At 65.1% G+C, this 18,513-nt stretch carries 20 protein-coding genes; 7 read left to right on the plus strand and 13 right to left on the minus strand.

Going from position 1 to position 18,513, the window contains the following annotated elements; translation table 11 throughout:
• Window positions 1–3: 3 nt before the first annotated feature.
• The 13 genes from NDK18_RS15890 to NDK18_RS15950 are packed head-to-tail and all read right to left on the minus strand — an operon-like array spanning window position 4 to window position 12,561.
• Window positions 4–1,551 carry a B12-binding domain-containing radical SAM protein gene (locus NDK18_RS15890; protein ID WP_250628338.1) on the minus strand — a complete coding sequence of 516 codons (1,548 nt, stop codon included), beginning with the start codon at window positions 1,549–1,551 and terminating at the stop codon, window positions 4–6.
• The gene (locus tag NDK18_RS15895; protein ID WP_250628339.1) at window positions 1,548–2,246 is read right to left on the minus strand and encodes a class I SAM-dependent methyltransferase; all 699 of its coding nucleotides are present in this window, start codon (window positions 2,244–2,246) and stop codon (window positions 1,548–1,550) included. The genes NDK18_RS15890 and NDK18_RS15895 overlap by 4 nt, the downstream gene beginning before the upstream one ends.
• Entirely contained in the window at window positions 2,246–3,475 is a 1,230-nt protein-coding gene (locus NDK18_RS15900; protein WP_250628340.1) for an amidohydrolase family protein, read from the minus strand. The genes NDK18_RS15895 and NDK18_RS15900 overlap by 1 nt, the downstream gene beginning before the upstream one ends.
• Entirely contained in the window at window positions 3,472–4,290 is an 819-nt protein-coding gene (locus NDK18_RS15905) for a class I SAM-dependent methyltransferase (RefSeq protein ID WP_250626404.1), read from the minus strand. The genes NDK18_RS15900 and NDK18_RS15905 overlap by 4 nt, the downstream gene beginning before the upstream one ends.
• Window positions 4,291–4,296: 6 nt before the next feature.
• Entirely contained in the window at window positions 4,297–5,112 is an 816-nt protein-coding gene (locus NDK18_RS15910; RefSeq protein ID WP_250626405.1) for a Wzz/FepE/Etk N-terminal domain-containing protein, read from the minus strand.
• A 23-nt stretch (window positions 5,113–5,135) separates the two neighbouring features.
• On the minus strand, window positions 5,136–6,296 hold the full coding sequence (locus tag NDK18_RS15915; protein WP_250628341.1) for a hypothetical protein: 1,161 nt from the start codon (window positions 6,294–6,296) through the stop codon (window positions 5,136–5,138).
• Window positions 6,293–7,237: a glycosyltransferase gene (locus NDK18_RS15920; protein WP_425502752.1), complete on the minus strand. Its 945-nt coding sequence runs from the start codon at window positions 7,235–7,237 to the stop codon at window positions 6,293–6,295. The genes NDK18_RS15915 and NDK18_RS15920 overlap by 4 nt, the downstream gene beginning before the upstream one ends.
• Window positions 7,237–8,487 carry an O-antigen translocase gene (locus NDK18_RS15925; RefSeq protein WP_250626408.1) on the minus strand — a complete coding sequence of 417 codons (1,251 nt, stop codon included), beginning with the start codon at window positions 8,485–8,487 and terminating at the stop codon, window positions 7,237–7,239. The genes NDK18_RS15920 and NDK18_RS15925 overlap by 1 nt, the downstream gene beginning before the upstream one ends.
• Window positions 8,484–9,596: a DegT/DnrJ/EryC1/StrS family aminotransferase gene (locus NDK18_RS15930; protein ID WP_250626409.1), complete on the minus strand. Its 1,113-nt coding sequence runs from the start codon at window positions 9,594–9,596 to the stop codon at window positions 8,484–8,486. The genes NDK18_RS15925 and NDK18_RS15930 overlap by 4 nt, the downstream gene beginning before the upstream one ends.
• Window positions 9,596–10,528, minus strand: a complete 933-nt coding sequence (locus NDK18_RS15935) for a GNAT family N-acetyltransferase (protein WP_250626410.1) — start codon at window positions 10,526–10,528, stop codon at window positions 9,596–9,598. The genes NDK18_RS15930 and NDK18_RS15935 overlap by 1 nt, the downstream gene beginning before the upstream one ends.
• Window positions 10,515–11,468 (minus strand): glycoside hydrolase family protein, encoded by a 954-nt coding sequence (locus NDK18_RS15940; protein WP_250626411.1) that lies wholly within the window; start codon window positions 11,466–11,468, stop codon window positions 10,515–10,517. Before NDK18_RS15940 ends, NDK18_RS15935 begins: the two co-directional genes overlap by 14 nt.
• Before the next feature lie 5 nt (window positions 11,469–11,473).
• Window positions 11,474–12,139 carry an acetyltransferase gene (locus NDK18_RS15945; protein WP_250628342.1) on the minus strand — a complete coding sequence of 222 codons (666 nt, stop codon included), beginning with the start codon at window positions 12,137–12,139 and terminating at the stop codon, window positions 11,474–11,476.
• Window positions 12,124–12,561 carry a sugar 3,4-ketoisomerase gene (locus NDK18_RS15950; RefSeq protein ID WP_250626413.1) on the minus strand — a complete coding sequence of 146 codons (438 nt, stop codon included), beginning with the start codon at window positions 12,559–12,561 and terminating at the stop codon, window positions 12,124–12,126. Before NDK18_RS15950 ends, NDK18_RS15945 begins: the two co-directional genes overlap by 16 nt.
• Before the next feature lie 230 nt (window positions 12,562–12,791).
• Here NDK18_RS15950 and NDK18_RS15955 point away from each other — a divergent pair, with 230 nt between their 5' ends.
• From NDK18_RS15955 to NDK18_RS15985, 7 genes are all read left to right on the plus strand, one after another.
• Window positions 12,792–13,346 (plus strand): cytochrome b, encoded by a 555-nt coding sequence (locus tag NDK18_RS15955; protein ID WP_250626414.1) that lies wholly within the window; start codon window positions 12,792–12,794, stop codon window positions 13,344–13,346.
• 32 nt (window positions 13,347–13,378) lie between these two features.
• Window positions 13,379–14,746 carry a cytochrome C gene (locus tag NDK18_RS15960; RefSeq protein ID WP_250626415.1) on the plus strand — a complete coding sequence of 456 codons (1,368 nt, stop codon included), beginning with the start codon at window positions 13,379–13,381 and terminating at the stop codon, window positions 14,744–14,746.
• Window positions 14,747–14,818: 72 nt separating this feature from the next.
• Complete coding sequence (locus NDK18_RS15965) at window positions 14,819–15,157, plus strand: c-type cytochrome (RefSeq protein WP_250626688.1); 339 nt, start codon at window positions 14,819–14,821, stop codon at window positions 15,155–15,157.
• 35 nt (window positions 15,158–15,192) lie between these two features.
• Window positions 15,193–15,921, plus strand: a complete 729-nt coding sequence (locus tag NDK18_RS15970; RefSeq protein WP_250628343.1) for a TorF family putative porin — start codon at window positions 15,193–15,195, stop codon at window positions 15,919–15,921.
• Between the two features lie 73 nt (window positions 15,922–15,994).
• On the plus strand, window positions 15,995–16,579 hold the full coding sequence (locus tag NDK18_RS15975) for a sigma-70 family RNA polymerase sigma factor (RefSeq protein ID WP_250626417.1): 585 nt from the start codon (window positions 15,995–15,997) through the stop codon (window positions 16,577–16,579).
• Window positions 16,576–17,208, plus strand: a complete 633-nt coding sequence (locus tag NDK18_RS15980; RefSeq protein ID WP_250626418.1) for a zf-HC2 domain-containing protein — start codon at window positions 16,576–16,578, stop codon at window positions 17,206–17,208. Before NDK18_RS15975 ends, NDK18_RS15980 begins: the two co-directional genes overlap by 4 nt.
• Window positions 17,205–18,512: a S8 family serine peptidase gene (locus tag NDK18_RS15985; protein WP_250626419.1), complete on the plus strand. Its 1,308-nt coding sequence runs from the start codon at window positions 17,205–17,207 to the stop codon at window positions 18,510–18,512. The genes NDK18_RS15980 and NDK18_RS15985 overlap by 4 nt, the downstream gene beginning before the upstream one ends.
• Window position 18,513: the final 1 nt, after the last annotated feature.

Raw genomic sequence — 18,513 nt, forward strand, 5'->3', positions numbered from 1 at the left:
TCCCTAAAGTCCCGAGACCTGCGGCATACGCAGGCGGACCAGGCGATTGGCCAGGTTCAGCTCCCACGGTTTGTCATACCGGCGCTGCTGGTAGCGCCACCGGGCCATCACGCTCAGGCTGCGCTTGGCCCAGCGCGGTGATTTCAGATCCTGCACGGTGGGGAAGCGGCAGCGCAGTACCGTGACGAAATCCTCGATGCGCCGGCGCAGCTTGTCGTCGAGCCAGGGAGCATCGGCATGGCAGGCGTAGTTCACCCACTGCGGCTGCGTCCATTCATCGGGCGTGGACGGGAACACCAGGGGCTCGCCATTCAGATCGAGCAGCGGCATGCTGCTGCGCTTGCCGCGGTCCTTCTCATGCTTGCTGCTTTCCGGCAGCGGCGTGTAGATGTAGATGACGACTTCGGCCTCCGGGTTGATCCGCTTCAGTTCACGAATGAATTCGAAGGTGTGCTCGGTTTCTTCCTCGGTGTTCTCTGGTGGAGCCACCATGAAGGACAGTTCCGGGATCACCCCGTTCCGGCGGCACAGTTCAACCACTTCTAGGGTCTGGTCCGGGCGCGTGCCCTTGCGGATTTCCTTGAGCATCGCCCCGCTGGGAGACTCCGCGCCGATATAGGCCATCTTCAGCTGGCTCTTGCGCACCAGCTTCCAGGTGCTTTCCGACAGGTTCAACAGCGCATCGGAACGCGCAAAGCACCACCAGGGAAGTTCATACCGGGCCATCACTTCCAGCAGCGGGATCATGTCCCGTTCGCGATCGAAGAAGTTGTGGTCCATGTACTGGACCGAATCCGCACCATATTCGTGCTTGAGGTAATGCAGGTCGCGATCGAGCTGCTCGGCCGCCGGCAGCACCGTGGTGCCACCGAACATCGCGGCCACGCCGCAGAACGTGCAGCGGAAGCGGCAGCCGACCGACGCCTGGTGCACGACCGTGCTGTTGCCCAGGAAGGTGCGTGCGCGGTAGCGCCGAAGGTCGCCTAGCTTGTCGTAGGGCAGGATCTTGCCCGGGTCGGAGATGTTGAAGCGGCGGTTGGGGTTGTGCACCGCCTCGCCATCGCGGCGCCACGACAAACCGCCGATCTTGCCCAGGTCCGGCGTGCCGGCGCCGGTGATGGCGGCGATGAGTTCGGGGAGGGTTTCCTCGGCCTGGCCGCGGATGGCGTAGTCCACGTACGAGGCTGCCAGCGTGGTATCGGGATAGAGCGTCGGGAAATACCCGCCCCAGATGATCGCGACATCCGGGTGGTGTTCGCGGATCGCCCGGGAGAGCGCAATCGCAGGCGCAACCTGCGGGCCACCCATCACGCTGATACCCACGGCGTCGAAGTGCTGCTCCGCCATGCAGCGCAAGACGGCATCCACCGTATCGCGGTCGATATTGCCATCGATCAGATGGCTTTCGCCGAAGCGATCAAGTGCCGCGGCCAGATGCAATATCGCCAGCGGAAAGCGGGTGCCCGAGCGCGAGGTGATGGTCGGGTTGATCAACAGGGTCCGTGGCTTGCCACGCAACACTGGCAGGGACAGGGAGTGGAGGGCATTCATGGGATTCGCCTTAAACCGAACACCAATGCCACCGGCACCTCGAGCGCGCGCGCATCGAAGTGGGCTCTGGCTGGAATGTCATTGGGATCGAGCATGGGTTCGAGCACGTGTTCGATGGCCAGGCCGTGGGCGGCGCAGGCGGCGTGCCAGTGGTGGTAAAGGTGTTGGGTATGGCGCGCGGCGTAGCGTTTTCCCGCCGACTTGAAATCGCGTACCCAACCCAGGGCATGGCCGATTGGGTGTACGTCGCTGCACAACACCATCCCGCCGGGCCGGGTGGCGCGGCGAAGCTCGCCAAGCGCCGCGCCGAGCTCTTCCAGATGGCCAAGCACCAGGCCACACAGCGTGACATCGGCAAAGGCATCGGGCACGGGCAACGCGTCCACGCTTCCCTCTATCAGCCGGTAACGGCCTGGATCCGCGCGCAACGCCAGTTCGTCGTGCGCGCGCAACAGCATGGGTGGTGACAGATCCACGCCCGTGGCGTCTGCGGCGCCGCGATCGAGTGCATGGCGCATGTAGCGACCGCTGCCGCAGCCGGCATCGAGCACCGACATGCCTGCCAGGTCCGACGGAAGAAGATCGAGCATCGCCCGCTCCTCGGCCAGCATCACGGCGTTGTGCGCGTGCGCCGGATAGCTTGATGCCCATAATGCATAGGCGCTGCGTGGTTCCAGGATGGATGGTCCGGACATCAGTGGACTCCCATGGCAAAACGGGTCTCGTGCAAGTGCATCCGTGCGGCGCCGTTGAGCTCCAGCCCCGGTTCCATCGCGATCAGTTCAGGTGTCGCCAGCCGCTTGTCCAGCAGCTTCGCCCGGCCATCGAGCGTCACCGCCACGGTGTCGATACCGGCAGCTTCGAACCACGCGGCGAAGTCCATGTCGGCGATGCGCGGCACCCCGCCGTGCACCACGGCGCGAATCTCTTGGCGGGAAATGCCCGCGAGGTTCCCGGCGCCGCGGCCCCGGTCTTCAACGATCACGAGATCCGCCCGATGACCGGCGGCCAGGTTGCCGTGGCCGTGCAGCTTGAGCAGGCGCGACGCGTCGAAGGTTGCAAGGCGCAACAGCCCGGCGGCATCGAGTTCGCCTCGTGACAGTACGCCGCGCATTTCTTCCAACAGGTCGCGCTCGCCGCTCAGGCGCGAGTCGCTGCCCAGCACCAGCCGGCCGGCTTCGTACAGGCGCCGGGGGTCGAGTGAACGCCCCAGCAACGCGCGATTGCTGCCCGGGCACCACACCACCGTGGCGCCGCACGCGATCACACGATCGATATCGGCATCGCCCATGCCCACGCCATGCACCAACACGCTGTTGGCCGCCAGGCATCCCATGGCATCGAGCGCCGAAAGCTCGGCGGCTGCCGTGGCATCGGTGCCCTCGGCAAGATGAATGATCCAGGGGCGCTCCGGGGGCGTGGCCTGGAAACTGGCCTGTACCGGGGGGCCGTAGGCGGGACCGCCGAGCGCATAGCTCCAGCCGAAGTCGCGCAATAGCGCGACGGGGAAATCGGCGGTATCCAGCGCCCGGTGCCAGGGGTCGTGGTGCACCACGCAGGTGGTGCCGGCCAGGAGGTTCTTCAGCGCGCCGTGGCGCATCCGCAAGTCCTTCGGCCGTTGCAGCGACGCGACCACTTCGGGCGCGCGGAAATGTTCCTGGAATGCTTCGATCCAGGCATAGCTGTTGGCGAACGGCGCGCCGGTCGGCAATGGCGGTACCGCGTTCACGTGCAAGTGGTCGTGCGCGTTCACCAGGCCGGGAAAAACCATGTGGCCGCGAAGGTCCACGCTGAAGGCCCGCGGGTTCGATCCGTTGGCCAGATCGCCGCCATTGATCGACAGCGGTCCACGCGACAGACCGGCGGGTGTCATCGACACCGCGTGGGCCAGCGCGACGTGGACCGACGGCGCGCGCATCGTCATGCTTCCGGGCGCTTGCGCATGACGATCAGGAAGTGATCGCCCATGTTTCGAAGCACTGGCCATCCACCCATGCGGTCGTCCATGCGGCCCAGCCGCTCGCACCACGCCGGATGCCGCTGCTGGAATTCCACCAGGTACGGTGGCGGCACGAACAAGCTCAGGGCACGGTAGCTCGACAGCTCGAACTGTCCGGCGAACGAGCGGTAGAACTCCCGCGGCAGGTAATACCGCGTCCAGATCACGTGGCGGTTCATGCCCACCGGCGTATCGCCCCGCGCGGCCCGTACCACCGCCCGACGGAACCGCCCCCGCAACGCGTAATGGGCAACTTCCCAGGGACAGATCCGGCCGATCACCGAGAACACCAGCGTGCCGCCCGGGCGCAGCAGGCGTGCGCACTGGTTGGACAGGGCAACGAGGTCGGGCGCGCAGTTCAATGGCCCGAAGTTCGAATAGATGCCATCGAAGGTGGCGTCGCCCTCAAGCTGGCTCAGCTGCTGCACGCCAAGGTGCGCGGCATCGACGCGAAACTGCAGGTCGTCGGCGATCGCCCGTGCCCGGGTGCGCTCCACCATCTGCGGGGACCAGTCGGTGGCGACCACCTCATGACCTTCGCCGGCGAAGTGCACAGCGTCCAGGCCCGTGCCGCAGCCAAGGTCGAGCAGGCGGCCACCCGGGGCGACGGCATCGCGCACGGTATCCCACAGGGTCAGGCGCATGCGCTGGATCAGTTCGTTGTTGCCGCGCGGGCCGTCGTAGTCGGCGGCCACGCTGTCGAAGGCAAGCTGGGTCTGCAGGAGCTGTGTTTCGTTCATGGCCGGTTACCTCGTGCTCGTGCGGCGGACGGCGTTGCGCGCCATGGCTGCCAGCGCGCCAAAGAACAACCCGAAAACGATGCCGATACCCCAGAGGAGCGTGACGTTGGGAAACGACGGTCCCTTCGGTACGTAAACCGGAAATACCAGCGAGGTATCGAAGGTGTAGCTGGGGCCGAGCCGGGTGGTCAGGTCGGTGGTGGATTGCCGCAGGCTGCGCACTTCCTGTGACTTGCTGGCCAGCAGGACCGACGCGAGCGACGCTTCCTGGCCGGGCTTGCCGTTGACCACCTGCAGCAGGCGGTCGCGGTCGGCCGTGGCCGCATCGAGCTGCTCGTGCAATTCCACCAGGGCGGTCTTTGCCATGCGCAGCGGTTCGCTTCCAAGCTGCCGATGCAGTACATGCAGTTCATCCACCGTGGCCGTGGCCAGCCGGACGGCAAGTTCGGGCGAGGTGGCGCGGATGGTGAGCTTGATCATTTGCGCATACGGCGAAGGATCAAACTTCAGGCTTTTGCGATACAGCCGCGCCTCGGGCGAATCTTCGGCGAACCCCTGGTTCTTCAGCACCAGGTTCTGGAAGTCCACCGTCTGCACGCGCTCGAGTACGCGCTGAAATGATTCGGCATGCGGATCCTGCCCGGAAGGCACCTGGCCCACCTGTGCGATCTGGAACCATGCGGTGGCTTCCCACTGGCGTTTGGCCGCGTGGATGAAGGCAAACGTGCAGGCGAGCACCACCAACAGCACGATGGCAAACCATCGCCACTCGCGGGCAAACACACGCCAAAGATCGGCAATGTAAATTTCGTCTTGTTCCATGGTCGGATGGCTCGCGTTGGAAGTCAGGTAGAGGGCGACGCGCCAGGCGCCGTCGCAAAAAGCGGTTTGGGTGCACCGCGTACCGGCAGGCACCAGGCCAGCAGCTGCAGTACCAGGCACAGCAGTACGAAACCGATGTTCGTCCAGGTAAAGGCCTGGGGCGCGAAAGGCGCCATCACGCACACGTAGGCCACGCGCAGGAATATCAGCAGCGGGAAAAGCGACACGGCCGCGCTCAGCCGCCGCACGCTCCACAGCAGCATCGCGTACAGCAGGGCCATCGAGGCCACGGCGCCGGCTGGGCCCCATGCCATCAGGAAGGGGAAGAATTCGGTCCCCACGTTGATGTTGGAGGCATCCAGCGGGATGTTCGTGCCAGCGGTGGCCACCGAGCCGCTCATGGGCACCAGCTGGTTGATCAGGAAGCTTGCGTTGATGTACTGCTTCGCTTCGATCGCGCCGAAGTTGTATGGGCCGGCGCTGGCGTATAGCAAAAGCCATTTCAGGCCTTGCGGCAGCGAACGGTAAAGCGGGCTGAAAGGCAGCGCCACGGTTTCGATGGAGCCGGAGCGAATGCTGCCCAGGATCGAGAAGATCGCCCCGCTCGCCAGCACGATCGCCACGATCCGCTTCCAGGGGAGCGGCCGGCTTTCGTCGCGGCGCAGGGCGATCACCAGGGCCAGCGAGAAAAATGCCGCGAAGATGCGGTTGCGATCGATCACCAGTACCGGGAAAACCAACCCGATGAATATCAGCGCATTGCGCACGGCGCGGCTCCGGGCACACAACAGGCCGATCACCGGCAACGTCCAGCACATGTCCGAGATATGCCGGACGTGCTCGCGGCCGTTCTCCATCACCGCATACGACGATGGCTTGTCGAACAGTGGGACGGGAAACAGCGCCAGGTCGATGGCGCAGAACAGCACCACGCCCCAGGCGAAAGCCAACGCTACGAAGGCCTCACGCGTACCCGCATAGCGGCGAAGGCGGAACTTCGCCACCGGCGGCAGGCGCGTGCGTGATCCGGCATCGAAGACGATGGTTGCCATGGCCATCATGGCCAGCAGCAAAAGGCCCTGCGCATAGCCGGTGGGAAGGTCGTAGCTGAAATAGGTAAGCGCGCATGAAAGCAGCAGCGGCAGGCCAAGGTAGGTGGACGGCAGGTGCAGGAGCCTCTTCATGCCTTGCCCATCCGCGGCACGCCGTGGGCCACCCTCTTAAGCCGCGAGGCCAGCCGCAGGCACAGGTGGGCTGTCATGTGCACGGCCAGTGACCATGCCTTCTTCTGCAGGTAAGCAACCTTGGCGTCGATCAGGTGCACCTGCGCACGCAACAGCGTGGCATAGGGCTCGTCGAAGAGCGGCAGTCGGCGTAGCGCCACCTGGCGCGATTCGAGCAGGTTCATCACCCGCGCCGGCAAGTGCCTTGTCCTGCTGAGGTTCTTGCCATGCAGGCGGTAGGCGCACACGCTGACATCGATGAAGCCAAGCGCGTCGCGGGCGGCCAGGCGCAGGAAGAGGTCCCAGTCGTCGATGTGCAGGCCTTCGTTCCAGCGGTCGACGGTTTCCAGCGCACTCTTGCGGATCAACACCACCGGGCCGCCAACGGCCCACTGGCTGATCACCGCGCGGCGGATGCCGTCGTCGGTCAGGTAAAGCCGCTTGTCCGCGCCGTGCAGGTCGCACATGCCGCTGGCATGAATGGGGTTGTCCTCCGCATCGATCACCACCGAGTCGCCAATCACGGCACCCTTGGACGGGTGTTCGCGCAGATAGCGCACCTGCGCGTGCAACCCTCCGGGCAGGAGATAGTCGTCGCTGGCTCCCAGGCGGAGGAATTCGCCATGGGCGCGGGCGGCCAGTTCGTTCAGCGTGGCCGAGACGCCCTTGTTCGGACGACTGGTGTATTCGACGGGGATCTCATGGCCGTGCCGCTGTATCCAGGCCGCGATGGCGTCGGCGGTGCCATCGCTGGAACCGTCGTCGATCACCACGATTTCCTTGGACGGGTAGGGATCTTCCAGCACACTGTCCAGGCACCGCTCCACGTAGCGCTCGTGGTTGAACGCCGGGATCAGCACCGAAACCAGCGGCGGCACCGTGGTTGAACCGTCGGCCATCATCACAAGCTCCCCAGGTAGCGACGCACTACCACCGCGTTGAATACCAGGTACATGAGGTAATTCACTGCAAACGCATACATCGCGCCCACCAGGCCGAAACGGGCGGTGAAGAGATACACCAGTACTAGGTAAGTGCCGGCAAACACGCATTCGGATACAACGAAAAGCCGCGTCATGGCCTTGGCCAGCATCATGTACGACAGGATGAACGAGGCGATCTTCACCACGTCGCCGGCCAGCTGCGGCCCGTAAAGGGCGTTGGCGGCGGTGAAGTCGTTGCTGAACAGGATCCGCGTGACCAGGTCCCGGGCCATGTACACGCCCAGCGCCAGTACTACCACCGCCGGCATCAGGTAGCGAAAGCCGTTGCGGAGTTCCGTCATCAGTGCGCCGCGCTCGCCGGTGGCTGCGAGCTTGGGCAGGTAATAGATGTTGATCGCCGTGGTAAGGAACAGCAGGTAGGCATCCGATACCCGCGTCACCGCCTGCCAGTAACCGACCTGTTCCCAGCCGTACTGGGCGGCCAGGTGGTCCCGCACGGCAATGTTCACCAGCGGCGGCAGCAGCGCGGAGGACAAGGTCATCACCGAGAACAGCGCCAGGCGCCGGGTCATCTCGCCATCGAAGCGCATGCGCAGCATGTCGCGGCGGAAGTAATCGCTGCGCCACCACGCGGGCAGGGCCACCAGCAGCAGGATCACTTGTCCGGCCACCAGTGCCAGCAGCGCGCCGTACAATTGAAGCCACTGCGAAAGCCATACCACCAGCACGATGCCCAGCAGCGAACCTGAAACCTGCACGAAGGCCAGGCGGCGTACATCCAGGAAGCCGTTGATCACCGCCAGGATGTAATTGACCAGGGCAATGCCAAGCAGCGCCACCGCAAGTACCCGCACGAGGCTCGCGTAGCCCGGATCGCCCAGCAGCCAGGTGGCTAGCGGCTGGCTGAAGGCCAGCGCCACGCAGGCCATCAGGGACGAGGCGCAGAAGGCGTACCAGAGCGCCGCGGCCAGCAGGCGCGAGAGCCGCTCCTGGTCGTGGCGATACTCCGCCACGTATTTCACGATGCCGGCGCTGATGCCGCCGCCGGCCAGGATCGCCAGCAGGGACACGAGGCTTACGAACTGGCCCAGCCGTCCCACGCCGACGGGGCCGGCGAACGAAGCCACCAGTTTCACCACCACGAGCGCGGCCACCAGCTTGGCCGCGGTGGCGATGCCGCTGTAGACGCTGGCGCGCACGATGTTCATGGCGGGCACTCGAACGACTGGCAGGCACGGATCACCCGGTCGACGTCGGCTTCGCGCAGGGTGGGCCCCATCGGCAGGCTCAGCACTTCACGCTGCAGCAGTTCGGTCACCGGCAACCTGGCCCGGTTTAGTCCCTTATAGGCTGGCTGCAGGTGGGGCGGCACCGGGTAGTGCACCTGGCTCTGCACGCCATGGGCTTGCAGGTGACGCTGCAGGGCGTCCCGCGCCCGGCAGCGCACCACGAAAAGATGCCAGGCGTGGCGTTCTTCCCAGGGCACCACCGGCAGGGCGATCTCCGGATGGCGGATACCCTGGCGATAGCGGCGCGCTACGTGGCGGCGCCAGGCCAGGTCTTCCTCGACGTACTTCAGCTTCACCCGAAGCATCGCCGCCTGCATCTCATCCAGGCGGGAATTGAGCCCCTGGTAGACGTGCCGGTGCTTCGCCTCCGAGCCATAGTTGCGCAGGGCCGCCACGCACATCGCAAGCTGCTCGTCGTTGGTCACCACCGCGCCGCCATCGCCCAGGGCGCCGAGGTTCTTGGTGGGAAAGAAGCTGAAGGCGGCCGCATCGCCGAAGCTGCCGGCTTTGCGGCCATCCGCCGAGGCGCCATGGGCCTGGGCGGCGTCCTCGATCAATAGCAGCTTGTGGCGCCGGGCCAGTGCGGGGAGGGCGGTGATGTCGGCGAGCTGGCCGTACAGGTGCACCGGCATGATCGCGCGGGTGCGCGGGCCGATCGCCCGTTCCACGGAAGCCAGGTCCAGGTTGAAGCTCGCCGCGTCCGGTTCCACTGGCACCGGCACCAGCCGGTTTTCGCTGATGGCAAGGAAGCCGGCGATGAAGGTATTGGCGGGCACGATCACCTCGTCGCCCTCGCGCAGCCTGCCCAACTGCTTATAGCCACGAAGGATCAGGGCCAGCGCGTCCAGCCCGTTGCCCACGCCTACCGCATGGCCGACACCGCACCAGGCGGCGAATTCGTGTTCGAACGCAGTCAGTTCCTCGCCCAATATGTACCAGCCTGAGTCGATCACGCGGGCAGCAGCGGCCTTCAGTTCGTCGGCATAGCCGGCGTTGACGTCCTTGAGGCTCAGGAAGGGCACGTCCATCACAGCACCCAGTCGTAGAAGTCGTGGACGACGGCGCGTGCACCGAAGAATTCCTTCTGCGCCACCAGTCCTGCGTTCAGTACCTGGCCACCCTGTTCGGTGGAAATGCCGAAGGTGAAATGCGTCCGGTCGGCGTAGACACTCCCGATCAGCTCCACCAGCAGGAAGCTCAAGGCATCCACCTGCCTGCCCTCACTCGATACCGCCATGTACTGCGTATGCACCGTGTGGCCGAAGTCGTAAACCAATACGCCGGCAAGCAGCTCGCCTTCGCGGCGTGCTTCATGCAGGACGATCTGGCGCGGGAAGCGACCCTGCAACAGGCGCAGCTCCGGCAGCGAGTGCGTGGGCGTGGCATCGTGGCGTTGCAGCACATCAACCAGCAGCACATGGAATTCGGCAGGATCATTGCCTTCCTGTCGCACCACGCCGGCATTCCGGGCCTTGTTGCCGGCTGCCTTCCTGCCCTGGGTCAGGGCGTGGGCCTGGCGTAGCGGAATGACTGACGACAGGTCGCGCCGGACCAGATGAGCACCCCATCGATGCAAGGCATAGAGGTCTTCTTCGGCCGGATAGGCGTGGAAGACGTGCGGCACGGCCTTGTAGTGCACCGCCCTGACGCCAGCCTCGTGATAGAAATCGCGGATGTTGCCGAAGACGGCAAGCGTAGCTTCGGCGCGCAATGCCTGGCCTGAGATCAGGCCCGCATAGGTCAGGCCGCCGTGGCTCGACACCATGTCCTGGTGCCGGTTGGCGGGAAACACCGCGACGATATCGCCATCGCGTTCAATCACCAGCGAGGCATCGTTGAAGCGGTGGGCGTGGTAGTCCATATAGCCGCGGCGGTGCAACAGGTTGCCGTTGCGCGAACGCATCACCAGTGCATCCCATGCCGCGGCATCGGAAGGCTCATAGCGCCTAACCGTGAACATGCGCGCCACCTTCGAAATCCACGCGCGCGGCGCTGGCCACGCCAAAGCCATCCACGCCCATGTCGTTGCCGTTGTAGAACATCAGCAACCTGTCACGGTGAGCCAGCAGCGACGGATAGCAGATCACGGTTGAGTCCCAACCGCTGGAGGCCAGGGCCAGGCCAAAGGCCTCGTCGCGGCGCTCCCAGGTGATGCCGTCGCGGCTTTCCGCCACGCCGGGGAAGTATTCGCCGGTGACGTTGCCGCGGGTGAAGTACATGGTGTAGTGGCCGTTCTCGCGGTACACGCGTGGCCGCCCGATGCGATATTCGGTGCCCTGGGGAACAAGGCAGGTGTCGTCCGTGCCGGGAATCGCGTGCAGGTCGGCGGTGGCTACGTGGCGGATGTGGTATCTCGGGAAAGGCTTGCCATCGATGCATTCCCAGTCGTCACCGGCGGCGTACCAGAGCCGCCAGCGGCCCAGGTAGTACGAAGCGCTATGCACCGCGGCGATGGTGCTCCGCCCTGGCGCGCGATCCAGGATCGGCGTTTCCTGCACGCGGGAAAAACTCAAGCCCCGGTCCGTCGAAACGGCAAGCCCGGTAAAAGCCAGGAACTTGGCCTTGGCCACGCGTTGGAAACCCACGTAGAACATGTGCAGGCCGTCCGGGGTATCCACCACGTCGCCCAGGATCACGCCGTTGTCGTCGAAGCAGCCGTCGCGGCCGATGTCGAGCACCGGGTCGGCGCCGACACGCACAATGGTGGCCGGATCGTCGGCGAGCACGTCGACATGGCCGATGCGGCTGACGCCGTCGGCGTCGCGGAAGCCGGCAAAGACGCGGATGGTCTCTTCGTCAAGCCGCCACGGCGTGGGGGTGAGCGCGGAATGCCGCATCCAGCCGCCGACGCCTTGCCGAGCGGTCTCGAATACCAACCCTTGTCTGCTCCACGTGCGCACGGCTGCTAGATCCCGACATCGAAGCTGGACTTGCCAGGCACCGCGCGCGCGGGCGAACCCACGTATACCCGCCCGGCTTCGGTATCGCGCGTGACCAGCGCTCCCGCGCCGATCACGTTGTCTTCGGCCACCTTGACGTTATCGTTGAAGGTGGCATTGACGCCCACGAAACTGCCCGCGCCGATCTCGCAATAACCTGAAATAACGGCATGGGAGGCCACGAACACGTTGTCGTGCACCACCGTGCGGTGGCCCACGTGGTTGCCGCTCCACAGGATGCAGTTGTCGCCGATGCGCACGAACGGCTGCACCACGTTGTTTTCGAAGATGAAGCAGTTCTGCCCGATCTCGGCGTTACGCCACACGAAGGCGCGAGAACTGATGTACGTGGCGCAGGTATAACCGCGCCGCCTGGCGTCCTGGAACAACCGGGTACGCAGGCGATTGAGCTGGCTGGCCGGCACCGCCACGAATACATCGAACTCCTCCGGTGGGAAGGCGTATTCGAGCGTTTCATAAGCCACCACCGGCCGTCCTTCGATCCTGTCGGCAGCGATGTACTCGCGCTCGACACTGAACGCGGCCACGTCCCGGTCGCTGTCATGTTCGAAGTATTCCAGTGCGATGCGTGCAAACTCGCCGGCCCCGACGAGCACTAGCGGCTTAGGCATGCGGCCATGTCCTCCACGAACATCGCGGCCTTCACCTCACGGAGGAAGTCGCTGTAGTCGGTGATGTAGTCGGCCGGATCGTAGAACTGGTCGGCCAGCACCATCAGCACGCAGTCATCGCTGAAGTCGTAGAGCTCGCGCCACACCATGCAGCCCAGCAGCAGGCCATGGCTGGGGTCGTCCAGCACGACCTCGGTCGGGCCGGTGCCGTCGTCCAGGAGCAGCTTCACCGAGCCGCGCACGCACACGGCCAGCTGGTTCAGGTGCCGGTGCGCATGTTGCCCGCGGTGCACTTTCTCGCGCGTGGCGAATAGGTAGTACACGCGCTTTATCTCGAAAGGAACGTTCCGTTCCTGTTCGAGCGCGACCAGCATGCCGCGATGGTCGCCATGCTTCTGCAACTGGATGCGTTGAATTTCCATGGGCCTTGGCCAGTTCTCGCGATGCACGGGGACAACCCTCGTGATTGAGTGCCGGCCGCATGGGGAAAGGTTGCGCGGCTCCCACAGCGGGTCTGTTGTCGCTGCATGCAACCTTCCGGGACACCCCTGGCACTCACTGACACCAAGCGCCCACTGGCGGGGCCGGCCTTTTAGGCTCGGCGCTGCGGGGAACAGGGCAAACGTGGTGACGACGAAGGGTAGTGAAGGCCATGGCACCGGAGACCAACGAGAGCGCCCCGGCGCGCCCCAGGAAATTGGTGGCCTTGCATTGGCTCACCGTACTTTGCGTGTTGCTGGCGGCGACGTTCATCCTGACCCGCGATCAGCTCGATGGCCGGACGGTGCGCCTGTGGCTGCTTGAGCTACACCGCCACTTCGGCCTGATCGTCCTCCTTTTGTTCTTCGTACGGGTGGCGCTGCGCATTCGCCTGGGCAAGCTTCCACCGACTCACGAATCCCATTGGACGCTGCGCTGGGTTGCAGGCCTGACCCATGTGGCGCTCTACGCGATCCTGCTGGTGCTGCCGCTGTTGGGCTGGACCTTGAGCAATGCCCAGGACAAGCCGGTGCATTTCCTCGGGCTCACCTTGCCCGCCCTCGTCGCCGCCGACGAGGACCTCGCCGACCAGCTGCAGGCATGGCACATCGATGCCGCGTGGGTCCTGCTGGCCCTGGTTTGCCTGCACATCGCAGGTGCCCTTTATCACCATTTCGTGGTGCGCGACCGGGTGTTGCGCGCGATGTTGCCGGCGCGGCGCCGCTGATGCCCGGCCTTTAACCGAGACAAGGAGTTTCCATGTTGTCCACCACCATCCATCGCGCGACCCGTCGGCCACGCCCCTGGCAGCTGTGGTGCGCACTGGCGTTGTTGCTGTTGCTGGCAAGCGGCGGTGCGCAGGCGGTGCCGGCCTATGCACGGCAAACCGGTTCCTCATGCGCCGACTGCCACGCCGCTGCCTATGGCGGCGGCCCGGGCGGCCCGATGCTCACGCCCTATGGCTTGCGCTTCAAGATGGGCGGTTACACCGATACCGACGGCAACGGGACCAAGATCCCGGTGTCCATGCAGCTGACCGAAACCCATTCGGCCCCGGCCAAGGGCGACAGCACCACCAACCTTTCCGAAGGCGATCTCTACCTTGCCGGCCGCGTGTCCGACAACGTGGGCGGCTTCGTCAAGGTCGAGGCCGACCGCACCGGCCACAACACCTACAACACGGTATTGCGCAACGTGGATCTTCGTTTCGTGGCCAAGGAGCTGAAGTTTGCCGGCAAGGAACTTCTGCTTGGCGTGAGCGTCAACAACATGCCGGGCTTCGACGATCCCCTGAACGCGTTGTCGGCGTCGAACACGATCTCGCCCGCCGGCGTCACCGGCACCCTGCTGAACTTCTCAGCCTCCAATGCCCCGGCCAGCCGGGTGATCGGCGCCACGGTGTACGCGCTGTTCGATACCAACTGGTACGGCGAGGTGGGTACGTACAAGTCCATGCCCACATCGCTCCAGGACAATCTCGGCTTCAACGTCGCGGGCGATCCGGGCAAGCTCAGCGACACCGGCTACTTCCGCTTCGCGTACATGAAGGACATGAAGAGCCAGTACTTCTCCGCGGGCCTGGTGGGCCTCACCACCAAGCGCGAGCTCCCGCGCAACGGTGGGCCCAAGGACGACATAAACGACCTCGGCTACGACGTCAGCTACCAGTACCTGGGCAACCGCGAGCACATCGTGCAGCTGTCTTATTCAAATATCCTGGAGAAGCGGAAATACGGCAGCACGTTCGCCAGCCCCTCCGACCCGACGCTGTTTTCCCGCTCCCGCGGCAACGCACACGACCAGACGCTCACCGCTACGTACATCTTCAAGCAGAGCTACGGCGTGACCGTGAGCCACCTGCTCAGTACCGGTTCGCCCGATCCAGTGCGCTACACGCCCAATGGCGATCCGGACACCACGGCCAACCTGATCAGCGTGTTCTGGGTGCCCTTCGGCAAGGACGACTCGTATATCCGCTGGGGCAACTTGAAGCTCTCGGCCACCTGGTTCCGCTTCACCAAGTTCAACGGCGCCACCAGCAATATCTTCGCCGCTCCCGTCGGTACCCCGATGACGAACCCCGGCGACTTCAACGCGTTCTCGGTCGCCGCGAGCCTTGCCTTCTAAATCCATCACGGAGTAATGCGTGTGACGAAGTTGATTTTGGGGATATCCGCCGCGGTCCTCGTTCTCGGCTGGATGCTTGCCCCACCCCCGGCCCTGGCGGGTGACGCGGCCGCCGGGGCGGACGTCTTCAAGAAGGAATGCTCCGAATGCCACACCACGAAGGAAGGCCGCAACAAGAAGGGGCCAAGCCTGTTCGGCATTGTCGGGCGCAAGGCGGCCAGCATCCCGGACTTCAACTATTCCGATGCCCTGCGGGCCAGGACGGACTGGGTCTGGACGGCTGACAAACTGCACTGGTACCTGTCGCAGCCAGTGAAACAAGCCAACCCGGGTACCAAGATGAAATACGATGGGCTGGACGATCCAAAAGCCCTCGACGACCTCATCACTTACCTGGGCACCAATCACTGAAAACGTGGTGTGCAAGCCTTCCAAGGGGATTGGCGGTGGTTGCGGCTTGGTTCGCCGCCACCGGTATGCCCGTGCCTGTCCACGCCCAGTCCAATTTCAGCGGCCAGGTGGCCGTGGGCTCGCAACTGGTGGACCGGGGCCTGGCGATCACCTCTGCCCGACCCGTGGTGCAGGGCGCGGTGAACTGGGCCACGCCTGATGGCTGGTCGGTGGGTGCCTCGGCCGGGGCGCTTATGAGCTCACCCGGGAATATCGCCGATTGGCTCGTGCAAGGCTCCCGTGCCTGGGTGGTTTCCACCGATTGGCAAGTCCAGGCCAGCGGGACCTATTACCGCTATACCCGGAGCGGCAGTTCCCGGGTGTATACCCGCGCCGAGGCCGGCATGGCCTGGATATACCGCGACACACTCACCCTTTCCCTGTCGGCCGTCCGCGCCCTCCATTCGCCCGACCACGAGGTACGGCCGGGCGCTGACGTCGACTTCCGCTGGCCGCTACCCTGGAATTTAAGCTTTTCGGCCGGTGCAGGGGTCTCCCAGGCCCTGGTGCTGGTCGGCGGGTACTACGCCCATGGCGCCTGGGTGCGCTACCCCCGCCCACGGCTGGAAGTGCCCACCTACCGCTACGGCCACGTTGGGCTGGCCTGGGCCCACGGCCGCTGGCGGGTGGGGGTCGAACGGGTAGCCACCGACCTCGGTGACCGGGCCCGTGAGGCAAACCTGGACGCCGCACCCTGGATAGGCACGGTTTCCCTGTCGTTTTAGCCGACGAAGGCAACCTTTTGGGGCTGGTATGGTACTTACCGGCATTCAAGGCCATTGATACCCCGCCCAGCCCATGAACGAAGCTGATCTCCAGGCTGACGCCACCGACCGCATGCTGCTTGAGCGCATGGCGGCGGGCGACCGGGCCGCGCTGGGCGTGATGTACCGCGGCTATCACGGCCGTTTGTGCAGGTTCCTGTCGCGGCTTACCCGCCGTCCGGACGTGATCGAGGAAGTGATCAACGATTGCTTCTGGATTGCCTGGCAAAAAGCCGGGACATTCCATGGCGATTCGCGCGTGTCCACGTGGATCATGGGCATCGCCTACCGGTGTGGCCTGAAGGCGTTGCGCCAGCACGGCGATGAGCCGGTCGACGAAGACACGGTGCCGCAAGAACGCCTGCCTTCCCACGACCCGGGCGACGACCGCGAACTGCGCGACTGGCTGGGCAAGGGCCTGGAAAAGTTATCCGTGGACCAGCGCGTGGTGATCGAGCTGGTGTACGGCGTAGGCCACAGCCTGGACGACGTGGCCGTGATCATGCAGTGCCCGGTTGGTACGGTGAAGGCACGGTTGTTCCATGCGCGGGTAAAATTGCGCAACGTGCTTCCCGCGCTGGCCGGCGAACCGGCCCGACTGAAGGAGGGCGCGCCATGACGTTCACGATGGATACCAACCGGGATTGCGCCCGAGCGTGGGAGGCGATGCCTTCCGTGCTGCAGGAAAGCGCATCGTCGGAACAGAACGCCTGGCTGATGGACCACCTTGCCCATTGCCAGTCCTGCAGCGAGGACTACGCACAGCAGGAGCGCCTGCGCCTTGCCCTGTCGCTGCCGGCGGATATTCCCGTCGATCCAGCCGTGGGGTTGAAGCGCCTGCTGGCGCGGCTGGATGCCCCGGTACCGAAGCCCGTGGTGCAACGGGTACGGAACGGCTGGCTGACGCGCGCCCTTGCCGCCGCGGTGCTGTTGCAGGCGCTTGCCATCGGCGCGCTCGGTGCAAGGTACTGGTCGGAAAGCAACAACCCGGCTTACCGGACCTTGAGCCAGGCGTCGGCGCCGGTACCTGCCGGTGCGTTGCATGTGGTGCCTGACGCCACCATGACCCTGGCCGACTGGAATGCGCTGCTGCATTCGTTGAACCTGCAGGTGGTGGGCGGTCCCAACGATGTAGGCGCCTATACCGTAGTGCCGTCGGGTGCACCGGCTACCGGTGCTCCCACCCTGCAAAAACTGCGCGCCACGCGGGGCATCCGCCTGGCCGAACCCGTCGCTTCGGTGCCATGAAAACAGGCGTACTGGCGCTGGGCGCCATATTGATGGCGTTGGGCGGGTGCGCGACATCGCGACCGGTCACGGCACCTGTTGCAGACACCACCAACCCGGGCGTTACCAGCGGCGAGGGTGTGGCCAGCATGGATGCAGCGCGCGACATCGTGCTGGCGGTGGACAACCCGATCGATCCACCGTCCATGCACGCAGGCTCCAGCGTGCTCGGCTACGCGCCGTCGAAGAAATACGACGCCGGCCAGCGCGCGGTGCTCACGATTGAAGCATTGAAGCAGGGCTACCGAATGCGCCAGGTGGCCGGGTGGCCGATCAAGGCGCTGAACGTGTATTGCGTAGTGCTGGAACCGCCACTGGGCATGAGCCGCGACGAGCTATTGAGTGCACTGGCCAAGGACGACCGCGTGCAACTGGCGCAGCCCCTGCAGGACTACCGGACCTATGCCGAAGCGCCGGCGGATGGCCGGCACTACAACGATCCCTACGAAAACCTGCAGCGCGGCTTCACCGAGACCGATGCCGCCGTGGCTCACAATATAAGCCAGGGTGATCGCGTGGACGTGGCCGTGGTGGACACCGGGGTGGATGCAACGCACCCGGACCTGGCTGCCAGCATCCACGACACGCACAATGTCGTGGACAACGACCTGGTTTCGTTCGCACGTGACAGCCACGGTACCGAGGTCGCCGGGGTGATCGCGGCGGTCGGCGACAACCACCAGGGCATCGTCGGCATGGCGCCGAAGGCTTCCCTGAGCATCTACAAGGCGTGCTGGTATCCGCCAAAGGGCAGCAACGGCGCCCGATGCAACTCCTTCACCCTGGCCCGCGCGTTGGCGGCGATCGGCGAGACCGACGCGCGCATTATCAACCTTAGCCTGGGCGGACCCTCCGATCCGTTGCTCACGCGGCTACTGGACGTATTGCTTGCCCAGGGCCGCATCGTGGTGGCAGCCATGCCCCCGGAAGGCGGCAACGGCGGCTTTCCCGACAACGCCCCGGGGGTGATCGTGGTGCGGACCAGCAACGCCGCGGCGGCCCCACCCGGCGTGCTCAGTGCGCCGGGCACCGACATCCTGACCACGCAACCTTCCGGCGGCTACGACTTCACCTCCGGCTCGTCGATGGCGGCGGCGCATGTGAGCGGCATCATCGCGCTGATGCTGTCCATGGCACCGAAGCTCGATGCGCGCACCGTTCACCAGCTCCTGCAGCAAAGCAGCAAGGCCTCCGGCGGCGTCACCCAGGTGAACGCCGCCGGTGCCGTTGAGGCGTTGGAACTACGCGAGAAAGCCGCGCGGTAGA

Origin of the sequence: Pinirhizobacter soli, assembly GCF_015905305.1 — a bacterium.
In the GTDB taxonomy this organism is placed as follows: domain Bacteria; phylum Pseudomonadota; class Gammaproteobacteria; order Xanthomonadales; family Rhodanobacteraceae; genus Pinirhizobacter; species Pinirhizobacter soli.

What these genes read in the sequence shown, in the direction of transcription:
- NDK18_RS15945 (WP_250628342.1), bottom strand. Translation starts at nt 12,139, where the DNA reads ATGCCTAAGCCGCTAGTGCTCGTCGGGGCCGGCGAGTTTGCACGCATC.
- NDK18_RS15920 (WP_425502752.1), bottom strand. Translation starts at nt 7,237, where the DNA reads ATGATGGCCGACGGTTCAACCACGGTGCCGCCGCTGGTTTCGGTGCTG.
- NDK18_RS15890 (WP_250628338.1), bottom strand. Translation starts at nt 1,551, where the DNA reads ATGAATGCCCTCCACTCCCTGTCCCTGCCAGTGTTGCGTGGCAAGCCA.
- NDK18_RS15975 (WP_250626417.1), top strand. Translation starts at nt 15,995, where the DNA reads ATGAACGAAGCTGATCTCCAGGCTGACGCCACCGACCGCATGCTGCTT.
- NDK18_RS15905 (WP_250626404.1), bottom strand. Translation starts at nt 4,290, where the DNA reads ATGAACGAAACACAGCTCCTGCAGACCCAGCTTGCCTTCGACAGCGTG.
- NDK18_RS15960 (WP_250626415.1), top strand. Translation starts at nt 13,379, where the DNA reads ATGTTGTCCACCACCATCCATCGCGCGACCCGTCGGCCACGCCCCTGG.
- NDK18_RS15915 (WP_250628341.1), bottom strand. Translation starts at nt 6,296, where the DNA reads ATGAAGAGGCTCCTGCACCTGCCGTCCACCTACCTTGGCCTGCCGCTG.
- NDK18_RS15900 (WP_250628340.1), bottom strand. Translation starts at nt 3,475, where the DNA reads ATGACGATGCGCGCGCCGTCGGTCCACGTCGCGCTGGCCCACGCGGTG.
- NDK18_RS15930 (WP_250626409.1), bottom strand. Translation starts at nt 9,596, where the DNA reads ATGGACGTGCCCTTCCTGAGCCTCAAGGACGTCAACGCCGGCTATGCC.
- NDK18_RS15985 (WP_250626419.1), top strand. Translation starts at nt 17,205, where the DNA reads ATGAAAACAGGCGTACTGGCGCTGGGCGCCATATTGATGGCGTTGGGC.
- NDK18_RS15955 (WP_250626414.1), top strand. Translation starts at nt 12,792, where the DNA reads ATGGCACCGGAGACCAACGAGAGCGCCCCGGCGCGCCCCAGGAAATTG.
- NDK18_RS15950 (WP_250626413.1), bottom strand. Translation starts at nt 12,561, where the DNA reads ATGGAAATTCAACGCATCCAGTTGCAGAAGCATGGCGACCATCGCGGC.
- NDK18_RS15965 (WP_250626688.1), top strand. Translation starts at nt 14,819, where the DNA reads ATGCTTGCCCCACCCCCGGCCCTGGCGGGTGACGCGGCCGCCGGGGCG.
- NDK18_RS15980 (WP_250626418.1), top strand. Translation starts at nt 16,576, where the DNA reads ATGACGTTCACGATGGATACCAACCGGGATTGCGCCCGAGCGTGGGAG.
- NDK18_RS15935 (WP_250626410.1), bottom strand. Translation starts at nt 10,528, where the DNA reads ATGTTCACGGTTAGGCGCTATGAGCCTTCCGATGCCGCGGCATGGGAT.
- NDK18_RS15895 (WP_250628339.1), bottom strand. Translation starts at nt 2,246, where the DNA reads ATGTCCGGACCATCCATCCTGGAACCACGCAGCGCCTATGCATTATGG.
- NDK18_RS15925 (WP_250626408.1), bottom strand. Translation starts at nt 8,487, where the DNA reads ATGAACATCGTGCGCGCCAGCGTCTACAGCGGCATCGCCACCGCGGCC.
- NDK18_RS15910 (WP_250626405.1), bottom strand. Translation starts at nt 5,112, where the DNA reads ATGGAACAAGACGAAATTTACATTGCCGATCTTTGGCGTGTGTTTGCC.